A 12,135-nucleotide genomic window follows, 5' to 3' on the forward strand; every position below is an offset into this window, starting at 1 on the left:
TCTCGTTGCAAAAAAACAAGGAATGAGCATGAATATCAAAGAATTGGAATCCTTTTTAGAGACATTTATGTGCGCCGAAAGTGACTTCCCCTTTGGCCCTGACGCGCTTGTGTTCAAAGTAAAAGGCAAGATGTTCGCGATAATCGCGGAGCGTGGTGGTCGAGAATACGTCAGTGTTAAAGTGAAACCGGAAGATGGAGAAGTGCTAACGTCCCAGTTTACCGACATCACACCGGGCTACCACCTTAACAAACGCCATTGGGTCACAGTGTATTTCAATGGTGATGCCGAAGATGGTCTCATTCAAGACTTGTGCGAGTGCTCTTACGATTTGGTTGTAGCGAAACTGCCCAAAGCGCAACGTACATTGCTTGGACACTGAAGCCAAATAGCATTTCAGAAAAGCATTTAGGCAATAACGAAAACCATCAATTGCTCGCTGAAAAACTCGCACCTTTTTTGAGCTCGGACTATATAAAAAGAAGTTGCGTAAAAAGGGAAGTGATATGCGAGCACTATCTGACTGGTTAGAAGCCTACGGTGAAAGCCATCAAAACCCAATCAATCAAAAAATTCACAAAGTTGCCGTACCGGGTATTTATCTTTCTGTGGTTGGGCTTATTTGGTCCATTCCTCAACTTTCAATCTTAGGTTTTCAGCTCAACTGGGTTTGGTTCGCTGTCATTCCGGTTTGGGTCTTTTACTTCCGTTTATCTCTCAGTGTGTTCATGATGATGCTCGGTTACACGTTAGCGTGTATTGGTTTGATTTGGTCGTTGGAGATTCTACAGCTACCCGTCTTACACATTTCTATGCTGTTGTTTGGCGCTTTGTGGATTCTTCAGTTCATTGGGCACAAAATCGAGGGCAAAAAGCCATCCTTTTTTGAGGACCTACAGTTCTTATTAATCGGCCCAATCTGGGTGTTTCGAAAGCACTAAATGCGCAAGCTGAGTGTATTGCCACAACACGATTAAGATTTTGAGTGTAGTATTCGGCTCCTTTCGACGTTTATGTAGTAGAGGCGAGTGGTGAGTGACGCGCATTTCCAAGGGCAGTTTGAAGTCGAGTTAAAGTATCGAGTAAAAAATCATGATGCATTTTTAAACACGCTCAAACAGATTGAGCATGAAGTCATGTTCGAAAACAACCAAGAGTCAGATTGGTTTTACGATACCCCACAACGCACGCTGACTCAGCAGGGGAAGAGTTTAGTGCTCAGAGAAATTCAGCCTGCTGGCATCAAACTGTGGATTGTAAAAGGGCCAGAAGCTGACCGTTGTGAAGCAACAAATATCACTAAGTTAGATTCTGCTCAAAGTATGCTCGAAAACATGGGCTACGAAGTGATTCAACGCAGCAAGAAAATCAGAAGTATCTTCTTTGTCGGCGAGTTCCATATCACCTTAGATTTTCTCGATGGTTTTGGTCACTTTGCGGAGTTCGCTATTATGACCGACGACGAAACTGCTTTGGCTCGCTATCGCGAGCAGTTAGTCGCACTTGCGCAGCAGTTTCATCTGAGCGAAGCGGATAGAGAGCATCGCTCATACAAAGAGATTTTATCAGCATAGTCGCTATTTCTTTCCTTTCTAAAACGCGAAGCGAATTCTTCTCAAAACACAATGTCATTTTTGTGTTCTTCTCATTGGTTTGACAGGCAACTCCTAGTAAACAGCACTATGATTACCATAGTGCTGATGCACTGAACCCACACTATCATTTAATGAGTGACGCTGTCACTTTGTGGAGGAGTAATGTATAACCGAGAACATAAGTATGTTTATTGGCGAGAGGAGAGAAAGAAAGGAAAATGGCACTACATCATGAAATCGTTTTTTATGATTTGTTGTGCGTTGTTGGTGGGTAAAATGATCGGTTTGTTCATTTTTGGAGAGCTTCACACTTTTCAGGACGTGACGGAGCAGTTTCCGGCAGATTTCTTCATCATGATGTTAGTTGGTTTCCCGGTTAGTGTTGTGGGCTGGTATCACGAAGAGTCCAAGTTCTTCCGTGCTCTAAAACGTAAAGATAAGCAGCTAAAGATGAAGCGAGAAAAAGCAAAGCAAAACAATTCATCAGTGAGTTAATTTCATTTTGTGCGATGGCGCAACTTCCTGTTTTTTCGTGCAGTAATCCGCAAGGTTTCCATGATTTTTTGCAAATTTTGTTCATGCAAGGTTTGCTAGTTTCTACAAGACATACTCCGGTCTGTCACTGTGATTGGTTATTGTAAGACCGAAGGTAATAGAACGTTAAATGAGATGGATACATGGACCGACAATCAATGCTGCATAGTCAGAAGATTTATTTTTGTACTGACGAAGAACTCGCAAAACAGCAAACACAATGCCTAGAGATTCTCTATGACTACAACCAAACGCGACCTTCAGAGGGCGAAAAACGTGGTGAAATTCTTCAGCGTTTACTTGGGGCTGTGGGCGATAACTGTTATTTAGAGCCGCCGCTTCGAGCAAACTGGGGGTGTCACACTTACCTGGGTGATAATGTGTACGCCAACTTCAATCTTACACTTGTCGATGACACCTATATTTATATCGGCAATTCCGTGATGATTGGCCCGAATGTGACGATTGCGACAGCAGGACATCCTATAGAGCCAGATTTACGTCGGGAAGTGGCTCAGTTCAATATTCCTGTTCACATCGAAGACAATGTTTGGATTGGCGCAAATTCCGTGGTGTTACCGGGTGTGACGATTGGTGAAAACTCGGTTATTGGTGCAGGGAGCGTTGTGACCAAAGATATTCCAAGTAATGTCGTTGCGGTGGGGAACCCTTGTCGTGTGCTACGTGAAATCGGCGAGCATGACCGAGAGTTTTACTTCAAGGATCGTAAAGTCGAGGGCAATGTCTATAGCGACCAAGAAGAGGCTTAACGCTGGGCACATGAAGCGATAGATAGAAACAAGAAAAGGCAGATTGGACCATCTAATCTGCCTTTTCTTGTATTGAGTAGCTAAAAGACGAAATTCAACATCACCGTGTAAAGGTTGGCATTGGTATCGGCTGGTGGGAGAGAAAACGCGCCGGAGTCGTTGTTGAAAGCTTTAAAGTGTTGCCATTCGGCATTCACTGACACGTTGTAATCCACGTCAAACCTTAACCCTGTCAGGACGCTGTCACCGGTCTTCTTTTCGTTGTCGTCAAACTGCTGGCCATAAACCACGTAAGGGGTGAACTTGTTTAGGTTGTAGCTGGTAGCGGCGTACCACGAGGTCGAGATATCGCTGGTTTGTCCTTCGGCTGTGACGGTTATACGGTCAAACTCATATTTTGCACCCAGCGAAAACAGCTGGATGTGTTGGTCTTCACCTTTCAGTCGTATTGTTCCCACCGCGCTGCCTTGACCTGGTATGGGCTGCATGGCGTTAGAAAGTACGGTGGTTTGATCGTACTCGGCATTCAAATACGCAAAGTTCCAACGGTAGTTATCACCGCTTAACGTCAAGTTAAGCCCTGCTGAATAGTTGGTGTCTATACTAATGTCCGTATCTTCACTGATGGTAACGTCGCTGCTGTAACCGTAGCCCACAAACGGCATTGCAGTGATCATCACATTCTCATTAAGGTCGTAATTCCATCTAACGGATAGGCCATCATACGCCGTGATCCCGAGAATGCTGTCATACACTTCGTTCGGCGGTCTGGCGGTGGTAAACGCTTGTCCCACATAGTTGTATTCAGAAATAAGGAATACGGGCAAACGCAATCGACCACCACGAATTTCGACGTTGTTATAGGTGTAAGCGAGGTAAGCCCATTCTACTTTGGGTTCACTCCAATGATCTTGCGGTCGCTTGACGACTTGAACAGAAGCACGAAAAGCTTGATAGAAGTAATCAAGTTGGAGGCCGAATGTGGTGTCGCAATCGAAACAGCTGTCATCATCAATAAATCGATTCACGAGCAATGAAGTTTCGTTGTCGGACTGCGCCCAAGCAATGGAGCCAAACCCGCTAAGCGATAAGTTATCGGTCAGTTCTACTGTTGCTAAGCTCGGAAAAGCGACACTGCTAATAAGTACTGCGAGGAGCGATCTCTTCATTTCATTTCTCCGAACTGACGACATAAAGAACATGAGCATCCGACGGCAACGAGTCGACGGGGGCATAGCCAATGCGATTAGGTTGTTCCCGCATCCAAGCTAACAAGATTTCAATACTGGGTTGATCAATTACTTTGGGTGGACGCGCCTTGCCTGAAAACGAAAGGCTGGCCCAATGCGCATTCATTTGAGCCAAGTTTTTATTAAGCAGGTAGCGATAGAACTCCGTTCGTTCAACGGACGTCTCTGGCCAATCAGAGAGTTCAATTCGTTGGCCTTGTAATAGTCTGGTTTTGCCTCGGTAGAGCTTCCTCGCTTTATTAATGGTCAACGCGTCAAACTGAGCGTTAAGTGAAAAAATGGCGTAACTTTCTGCGGCAAATGCCTGATGGCTCCAAGGCAACAAAAATATAAGCAGCAAACAAGCGGAGACCAGTAGTCGCAGCGCTCGTTGATTATGAGGGGGGAGAATCATGCTCATGTGTGGCTCGCCTACATTACGTTTTCGATTTGATGCAACAGTTTCTCCTTTCTCACTGGTTTAGGCACATAAGCGTCCATCCCGGAGTCAAAACAGCGTTGAATATCGTCGTCGACCACACTGGCTGTTAGCGCGATGATCGGCGTTTTTTCGAGTCCTAAGTTTGCTTCATAAGCGCGGATCTGTTTCGTTGCTTCGAACCCATCCATCACCGGCATCATGCAGTCCATTAAAATGATGTCGAAGCCACCATCGCGCTGGAACATCTCCACTGCGATTTGGCCATTTTCTGCGACTTCAAACTGATAGCCAGCTTTGCTTAACAGTAAAGAAGCAACTTTTTGATTCACTCGGTTATCTTCCACCAATAAAATCCGTTCACGTCGCATTGGCGCAGCACTTAACGTCTCACCAACGCGTTGTTTAAATTCGGGTTCTTCAAAAGCGGGCAAGCTTGATTGGTTGAGCTTTGTCGATGCAGTTACGGGAAGTCGCAACCCAACGGCTTTATCAAGTTTCTCTTTGAGTAAATCCGCCTTAAACGGTTTTGGTACGTAGTCGTCCATGCCGACGTCAAAACACTTTTGAATATCGTCATCAACAACGCTTGCTGTTAACGCGATGATAGGAATGCGGAACGTTCGATTTTCTTTCAGCTCTATTTGGCGGATCTGTTTTGTTGCCTCAAACCCATCCATCACCGGCATCATGCAGTCCATCAAAATCAGACAGTATTGGGATGTTCTGAACATGTCGACCGCTTCCTCACCATTAGCAGCGACATCAAAACTAAAACCTGCTTTGGTGACATGCAACCCAGCAATTTTTTGGTTCACAGTATTGTCGTCTACAACGAGCACTTTGGGTAATGCTTCAAGTCGGGTTGCAGGCTGAACGACGGAAATAGATTGAGTAAATCGTTCAGCACAGCTTTCAACCGCTTTGAGTAGACGTTGTCCTAGCAAAGGTTGAGTAATGATCGCTGCGACAGGGTGACCGAAATCAAGCTGTTGGCTGTGTAGATGTTTGATTAGGCAAACTTGCACATGTTGATGTTCCAAATTTCGCATCAAATCTGTGTTCTTCACTGCGGCATCTGGTGTCGTTTCAACATAAAGAATGATGATGCGTTCTTTGTCGTTAATCCATGTTGGAAGAGCACTCAGATCATGAACAGATTGATGCACTTGAATTTGATAGAAGCTCAACTCATTGCGCAGTTTTGTTTCTAGGTCACTGTCGTCACAGACGAGCCAGATTTGATTATTCACGGTATGTCGAGCACGAAAATGGGCTTGAGAAATCGGCGCTGTGAGTTGGAAGTAGAAACGGCTTCCGCGGCCTTTTTCAGATTCAAGCTGTATGCTTCCGCCCATGAGTTCTACAAGTTGCGTACTGATGGCAAGGCCTAAACCTGTACCTCCAAATTGGCGGGTGGTGGAATCGTCCTCCTGAGCGAATGGTGCGAATATTCGTTTCTGTTGCTGCTCATCGATGCCGATGCCTGAGTCTTGCACGGAAAACTCGATGATGGCTTCCGATTCATTACTTTCAAGCGTGGTAATCGAAAGCTCTACACTGCCTCGTTCCGTAAATTTAACGGCATTGGACATGAAGTTCATGATCACCTGACGCAAGCGGTGATCGTCAATGACGATGTGATAAGGCGTGTTTGGGCTAATGCTGACGGTTAATTCGATGCCTTTCTCTTTTGCTTTTGGGGACACGATTGAGGCGATGTCATAAATTGATTCTCGCACGCAGGTTGAATGAGGACTTATCAGCAACATACCGGACTCAATTTTGGAAAAATCCAGCACGTCGTTAATCAGGCTGAGCAGCAATTGGGAAGACGTCTCTATTGTGTCGACGTAATCTCGCTGTGTAGCGGTCAACGGGGTGTCTGCCAGCACTTCAGAAATACCTATTACACCGTTGAGCGGAGTACGAATCTCGTGCGACATGTTCGCTAGGAAGCTACTTTTCGCTTTGCTGGCTTCAATCGCGTCGTCTTTGGCGCGCTCGGCATCTTCTTTGGCTTTGGTGAGTTTCTGTTTTGCTTGCTCTCTCTCATGACTGAGTTTTTCCACTTCTTGAGCAAACTTGCTTAACTCATCTTTGCCTTTGATGAGCTCCGAAAGTGGTGAGTCTTCGCTGTAATTTTCGCGGCTTAAAAACTCAAGAACAAGATGCAGGTTGTTGGTCACTTTACGCACCAAGCGAATGGTTAAACTGATAACAAGAATCGTCACCAACGACATGAGAACAATGAATACCAACCGCTGTTGCGTGGTTGCTTTAATGGTTTGTGCGAGCTTCGTTTGCAGCTCATGTTCCATCGTATCGTTGATGTCATGAAGTAGCGCCAGCCGCGTGTTCAGCGCAGCAAGTCCAGCTCCCGTTTTAAGAGGAGATAACGCTTGTAGTTCCTCTTGGTTAAGTAACTTATCACGAAATTCTTGGCTAGTTTGAAATACCTTGTTGCTAAAGGTTTCTATCAGCAATTGGACTTGGTTATGGTTGGCATTGAGCGCGACGAAGCGCTCTACAAGCAGTTGTTGGTTTTGAATCAGAGATTGAATCTCATCACGAACAGCGTCGTCGTAATGAAGACGCTTATTGGCTGAATAAATGAGATATTCACTCAATCGACGCTCTTCCGTCGACCAAAACATTAACCATTCCAATTGCATTAAGGAGGAAAGATGGCGATCGGTTTCGTAACTGACGTTACTAAAATAGACCTTGTCGAGATTAAGTAGGATTTGCTCAAAAGTATCTGCTCGCCATTCTGCAATATCCAGTTTTTCTTCGATATCGATTGCTGTAAACATCGAGAGGCTGGCTTCTTCAAAACTCGCAAGTAAAGGCAAAACCTCAGAATTGTCGCCAAAAACGCGGGGGGTCGTTTCTTTTAGTTCTTGAATGAGCTGCGCTGTTTTGTCAGCTTTATTCGGGATGGATGGGTTATTGGGTAAATTAAACAGGTAAGAGACTTTGTCGATGTAAACAGAGAATAATTGAGCTTTTTGTAAATCTTGAGCTTGAGTCGAAAGATTATGAACGTGTTGTCCCGCCAGAAAAAACAACAAAATGATTGGCAGTAAGACAAGGCCAAACAGTTTGTGTTTAACTGATAGGTTATTCCACGAAAAAATTCCGACCACAGCGCATTTCCATATCCAAAGGGTTGATATGAAAAGTGTAGTTTATCTATTTGGGTTGTTAGCGCTGTGAGTGCAATCGGGTTTAAAAGGGGATAAAAATGTGACGTGTTTTGCAGAAAGCTTCTCATAACGCCAAGCAAGAAGCAGAGCGTTATGAGCTTTTCATGCCAGTTTTTAACCTACGATGGAAGAGGCATTGTGCTTCATCGCTTGGCAGGTATTTTCAAGTTCTAGGAGCTGCGCCGCTGGAACAGGCTTGCCTAAGAAAAAGCCTTGTGCCACATCGCAATTTAGACGCTCGATCAGCGCCAGTTGTGTTTGGGTTTCTATACCTTCTGCCACAACTTTCATTCCGAGGTTGTGAGCCATTGAAATGATGGCACGTACCAGAGAGTCATCTTTGTTGTCTTCCTGGGTTTGCGCGATAAATGAGCGATCGATTTTAAGCCCATCAAAGTTAACTTGTTGAAGATAGGACAGGGCAGAATAGCCAGTACCAAAATCATCTAACCAGACTTCAATACCAGTGGCTTGCAGTTTGCGCAAAACGAAGTGGGCTTTTTCGATGTCGTCCATCAAAAGTGACTCCGTCACTTCTACGTGAATGTCTTTGGCGGATACATTGTATCGCGATAAAAAGTGCTCAAATATGAGGCTAAGATCCTGACGGTAGATTTGTCGTGGGGACAAGTTCAACGCGATATGAAAATCATGGTCGAATGCTTCTGCCCATTCCGCTCTTTGCTTGATCGCGGTTTCGATCAAATGCTCACCAAGATCGAGAATCAAGTCGTTTTGTTCTGCAATCGGAATAAACTGTTCAGGGCCAATGTAACCTTTCTCGGGATGATTCCATCGCACTAAAGCTTCAACCCCAATCAACTGGTAGGTCTTAAGGTCAAATTTAGGTTGATACCAAAGCTCAAACTGAGATAAGTCGTGGATGGAGCGACTCAGTTCTCTTTCGATATAGAGTCGTTGTTTCACCGTCGCATCGAATGCGGGATCGTAAACGGACATAATGTCTTTGCCGCGACGTTTTGATTCTTGTGCGGCAAGGGATGAAAGTTGCAGCAACGAATCTGCGTTACAGCCAAACTCTGGATATACCGCAACACCAAGGCTGGTGGTTAAGCGGATATTGTGACTGTCGAGCCTCAATGGTGATAGCACTTGTCTATGAATTTGGTTGGCTATCTCGCGCGCTTCTAAGCTGTTATTGCATGGGAATACGACGACAAACTCATCCGCCCCAACGCGGCTTGCGAGTATCCATGGTCGATAATCTGGTTCGATATAAATTGGCAGTTCATTCCTTAATAACGCGGAAAGGTGCACCAGTAATTTGTCCCCAACATTGTGGCCGTAGTTATCGTTGATGTGCTTAAAATCATCCAAATCGACAAACAGGACGGCAAGCGCTGGCGCTCGCTTGGCGCTGATTTGTTCTTGAAGATCAATCAGCAGCTTTTCACGATTAGAAAGCGAAGTCAGAATGTCGTGATAGGCCATGAACTCAACACGGGTTGTGTAGGTGTTTACCTTGTTAGACATCTTGTTATAGGCAGTAATCAGCTCACCAATTTCATCTTTGCGTTGAATATCGGTAACTGGAAGTGCTTGGGTATCAAATTCCGAAAACTGTTCACTCAACTGTTTGATTGGTTTCACCAACGAGCGACCTACAGCGAACGCGAATAAGCTACCCATGAAGATAGAAATAATGCTGATTGCCAGCAGCAAAATAAACATGTTGTGTTTATCTTTAGACGTTATCGCTGCAACTTGTGCAATGTTTTGCTCTTTTTCTTCTAATAAATGGGCAAGGTTGAGCTCCAAATATACGGCTCCAAGCGTCACATCTGATTGGTGAATAGGCGCGGCAATTTCCAGTTGTTCTCTAGATAGAGCGACTTGGACACGTTCTTGTTCAATGGCCTTAAGAATAAAGTCTGAGCGGTAGTGGGGCTGAGCAAACATGGCAAGCTGAGGTGTACCGTCGTGGAATACAAGTCCATCGTTATCTACAACATGGATTTTTGATACGTCCGGTTGGCTTAAGGTTGCCGTAATCTGTCCATAGACTTGGCTGATGTTATCGTTGTAAAGCGGATCAAACAGCTGCTTAGACAACAACTCCGCGTACACTAATCCTTTTTGTTTGACGTAGGATTCCGTCTTATCTTGAGAATTTTGCGTAATCTGCTGCGCGAGATTGTTTGAGTATGTGTCGTAGCCATGCATGTAAAGTACAAGGTTGACCACAACCACCAAAACAACGACGGAGATGGTCGCGAAAATGTATTTGGTTTCTAGCGAAAGTTTGTTCAGCATCAGTTTGCCTTTGGTAGCAAGTTAACAGACTTTCGAACCGTGTCGAGAGACGTTGCCATATCTGGCGTGAGTGCTGATATGCGCTTGGTATTTTGGAATACATCCAAGGCATGCAAACCTTCTGGTGAGGCATCCATTTTCAATAAAATCGATGTAATTTCATTTTGGGTCGATTGGCTCAAAGTAGGCGACGCTAAAACCAAATCACGCGGGATCTCAACCGAGTTATGGAAAATGGTCAGTTTTTCCTTCATGTTTTCTGGCAAATCTTTTGGGTTGTTCCAGTTGAAATTACTGAACGCCCCGGCGGCAACGCGCTGTTTATACACCCAAACGGATAGGTTGATTTCGTTGGATTGTTCCAAATGTTCATCCAAAAACAAATAGCCGATACGGTCTTTCGTTGGGTGATCATCTATAGAGCGAAGGTATTCTAATTTTTCGCCTTGGTTGAGCAATGTAATGGCAGGTAAGTAAAAGCTGCTGGTGGAGTTGCGACTCTCGAAAATGAGCGTTTTGCCGCGCAGATCGGCCAAGGAATGAATGCCACTGCCTTGATGGGTGAAAAATACAGAGTGGTATTTTTCGAGTCCCTTTTTCCACCTTACGGCGAGCACTTGGCTGTTAGATTCTCGTTCTAGGGTTACGGCGTTAAACGGTGTAGCTGTTGCAATTTGAACGCTGCCATTTTTGAGAGCAACTGCAAGTTGTCCATAGTTGTTGAAGACTTGTACCGACCCAGAGGTATAACCGAGGTGATTCAGCCTTCCGGACACATATTGAGCAAAGGGTGTTGCTTTTTTGATTTTACTTTTTGCTTTGTCGGAAACGATACCTACGGTAAATACCAGGTCATTGACGGGTTGAGCGCTAGCAAGAAAGGGGGAGCTTAAAGAAGCAAGCAGTAAGAGTGTGCAGGCAGGTTTCATCCGGCGTCAACATCCTTGGGTATATGTTCTTGAACGACAAGATTCAAAATAAAAGCAAATTGCACTTCAACGAAGCGCACAATCATTCAGTAATTATTGAGTTAGAACTCAAAAAGTGACTCGGTCACGTATCTTTCAAATAGTACCGATTTTGAATGTTAAGTACAGGAGTAATGTCGCTCTTTCAGTGACTGAAACACAAGTGAAACAGGGGATTTGTCGGCGTTCTGAGAAACAAGGCTCACTTAACTTGAACGGTGTAAGTGAGCCTGAAAATAAAATGAGAAGTTAAGCAAAGACTTATGCTGTTTGGGTTATTAGTGTGGCTCGTTAAGACATGCGTTCTAACTGTTTTACGTATTTTTGCTCTAGCGCTTCATTACCTGCCGCACGTTCTAACTCGATCATAAGTTGCAGTGACGGTTTTTTCACACCGTACATTTGATTAAATCGCATCAGTCGAATTCTTGCATCGGTAAAGTTGCCACTTTCTATTTCGAGTTTAGCCAGTTGGAGAATCGATTTTGGGCGGTGTGGGTCGTGATCGATAGCTCGCGTAAAGTAGTATTTTGCTTTGTCTTTATCTTGTGATTTTAATGCGCAGAAAGCGGCGTTTTCGTAGCTTGCAGGGATGAGGTAGTAATAAGGTTGTTCAATTGCGCGGTTAAACATTTGGTCGGCTTGTTGGAAATCACCTCGTTTACATAGAAATGTTCCGTAGTTATTGAGCACGTTGCCGTTTTTGGTGTGTTGGCGTAAAGAGCGTTTGTACATGTCTTCTGCTTTCGCATCTTCACCAACGGTTTCGTAGTAGTGTGCCATAGAAAGCTGTGCGCGATAGTACTGTGGGGCGTGGCTCAAGGCTTGTTGCAAATTGTCGTGCGCTCGGATCATATTGCCACCTTCGAGATAACCAAGCCCAAGAGCGATGCGAGATTCTGCCATAGCAACAGGATCGGCCTTCACGATAGGAGCGCCGTTTTCTTTTACGGTAACACAGCCTACGAGTGCAAACTGCGTCATCAACATTAGTGCACTGAGCGTTACGGTTTTCATTCTTCTTCCCCACATCCCTGAATCTGACAGCATGATATGAATTACGTAGCAAAAGCCCATTGAGGAAAAAGCACTATGCGATCAGGTTTGCAAACTGATA

11 protein-coding genes are annotated in these 12,135 nt (G+C 44.7%); 5 read left to right on the plus strand and 6 right to left on the minus strand.

What is annotated here, in order from left to right; genetic code table 11:
• Window positions 1–28 precede the first annotated feature (28 nt).
• From NL646_RS18560 to NL646_RS18580, 5 genes are all read left to right on the plus strand, one after another.
• Window positions 29–382: an MmcQ/YjbR family DNA-binding protein gene (locus NL646_RS18560; RefSeq protein ID WP_062867046.1), complete on the plus strand. Its 354-nt coding sequence runs from the start codon at window positions 29–31 to the stop codon at window positions 380–382.
• Window positions 383–506: 124 nt separating this feature from the next.
• The gene (locus NL646_RS18565; RefSeq protein ID WP_005477866.1) at window positions 507–941 is read left to right on the plus strand and encodes a DUF962 domain-containing protein; all 435 of its coding nucleotides are present in this window, start codon (window positions 507–509) and stop codon (window positions 939–941) included.
• Window positions 942–1,028: 87 nt separating this feature from the next.
• The gene (gene cyaB, locus NL646_RS18570; RefSeq protein WP_063517429.1) at window positions 1,029–1,574 is read left to right on the plus strand and encodes a class IV adenylate cyclase; all 546 of its coding nucleotides are present in this window, start codon (window positions 1,029–1,031) and stop codon (window positions 1,572–1,574) included.
• 183 nt (window positions 1,575–1,757) lie between these two features.
• Window positions 1,758–2,090 (plus strand): hypothetical protein, encoded by a 333-nt coding sequence (locus tag NL646_RS18575; protein WP_253664528.1) that lies wholly within the window; start codon window positions 1,758–1,760, stop codon window positions 2,088–2,090.
• A gap of 182 nt (window positions 2,091–2,272) precedes the next feature.
• Complete coding sequence (locus NL646_RS18580; protein WP_025610125.1) at window positions 2,273–2,899, plus strand: sugar O-acetyltransferase; 627 nt, start codon at window positions 2,273–2,275, stop codon at window positions 2,897–2,899.
• An 80-nt stretch (window positions 2,900–2,979) separates the two neighbouring features.
• Here NL646_RS18580 and NL646_RS18585 read toward each other — a convergent pair whose 3' ends face one another.
• From NL646_RS18585 to pilW, 6 genes are all read right to left on the minus strand, one after another.
• On the minus strand, window positions 2,980–4,068 hold the full coding sequence (locus NL646_RS18585; RefSeq protein WP_253664529.1) for a sulfate ABC transporter permease: 1,089 nt from the start codon (window positions 4,066–4,068) through the stop codon (window positions 2,980–2,982).
• 1 nt (window position 4,069) lies between these two features.
• The gene (locus tag NL646_RS18590; RefSeq protein WP_021454613.1) at window positions 4,070–4,543 is read right to left on the minus strand and encodes a hypothetical protein; all 474 of its coding nucleotides are present in this window, start codon (window positions 4,541–4,543) and stop codon (window positions 4,070–4,072) included.
• A gap of 17 nt (window positions 4,544–4,560) precedes the next feature.
• On the minus strand, window positions 4,561–7,716 hold the full coding sequence (locus NL646_RS18595) for a response regulator (RefSeq protein WP_253664530.1): 3,156 nt from the start codon (window positions 7,714–7,716) through the stop codon (window positions 4,561–4,563).
• Window positions 7,717–7,890: 174 nt separating this feature from the next.
• On the minus strand, window positions 7,891–10,050 hold the full coding sequence (locus NL646_RS18600; RefSeq protein WP_253664531.1) for a GGDEF domain-containing phosphodiesterase: 2,160 nt from the start codon (window positions 10,048–10,050) through the stop codon (window positions 7,891–7,893).
• Window positions 10,050–10,979, minus strand: a complete 930-nt coding sequence (locus NL646_RS18605) for a phosphate/phosphite/phosphonate ABC transporter substrate-binding protein (protein ID WP_253664532.1) — start codon at window positions 10,977–10,979, stop codon at window positions 10,050–10,052. The genes NL646_RS18600 and NL646_RS18605 overlap by 1 nt, the downstream gene beginning before the upstream one ends.
• Before the next feature lie 330 nt (window positions 10,980–11,309).
• A complete protein-coding gene (gene pilW / locus NL646_RS18610; protein ID WP_005477819.1) occupies window positions 11,310–12,035 on the minus strand; it encodes a type IV pilus biogenesis/stability protein PilW in 726 nt (241 codons plus the stop codon).
• Between the last annotated feature and the right edge of the window lie 100 nt (window positions 12,036–12,135).

The sequence above is a fragment of the Vibrio sp. Y20_XG_PY13 genome, from assembly GCF_024181925.1.
In the GTDB taxonomy this organism is placed as follows: domain Bacteria; phylum Pseudomonadota; class Gammaproteobacteria; order Enterobacterales; family Vibrionaceae; genus Vibrio; species Vibrio parahaemolyticus.

What these genes read in the sequence shown, in the direction of transcription:
- NL646_RS18565 (WP_005477866.1), top strand. Translation starts at nt 507, where the DNA reads ATGCGAGCACTATCTGACTGGTTAGAAGCCTACGGTGAAAGCCATCAA.
- NL646_RS18605 (WP_253664532.1), bottom strand. Translation starts at nt 10,979, where the DNA reads ATGAAACCTGCCTGCACACTCTTACTGCTTGCTTCTTTAAGCTCCCCC.
- NL646_RS18600 (WP_253664531.1), bottom strand. Translation starts at nt 10,050, where the DNA reads ATGCTGAACAAACTTTCGCTAGAAACCAAATACATTTTCGCGACCATC.
- NL646_RS18585 (WP_253664529.1), bottom strand. Translation starts at nt 4,068, where the DNA reads ATGAAGAGATCGCTCCTCGCAGTACTTATTAGCAGTGTCGCTTTTCCG.
- NL646_RS18580 (WP_025610125.1), top strand. Translation starts at nt 2,273, where the DNA reads ATGGACCGACAATCAATGCTGCATAGTCAGAAGATTTATTTTTGTACT.
- NL646_RS18575 (WP_253664528.1), top strand. Translation starts at nt 1,758, where the DNA reads ATGTATAACCGAGAACATAAGTATGTTTATTGGCGAGAGGAGAGAAAG.
- pilW (WP_005477819.1), bottom strand. Translation starts at nt 12,035, where the DNA reads ATGAAAACCGTAACGCTCAGTGCACTAATGTTGATGACGCAGTTTGCA.
- NL646_RS18590 (WP_021454613.1), bottom strand. Translation starts at nt 4,543, where the DNA reads ATGATTCTCCCCCCTCATAATCAACGAGCGCTGCGACTACTGGTCTCC.
- NL646_RS18560 (WP_062867046.1), top strand. Translation starts at nt 29, where the DNA reads ATGAATATCAAAGAATTGGAATCCTTTTTAGAGACATTTATGTGCGCC.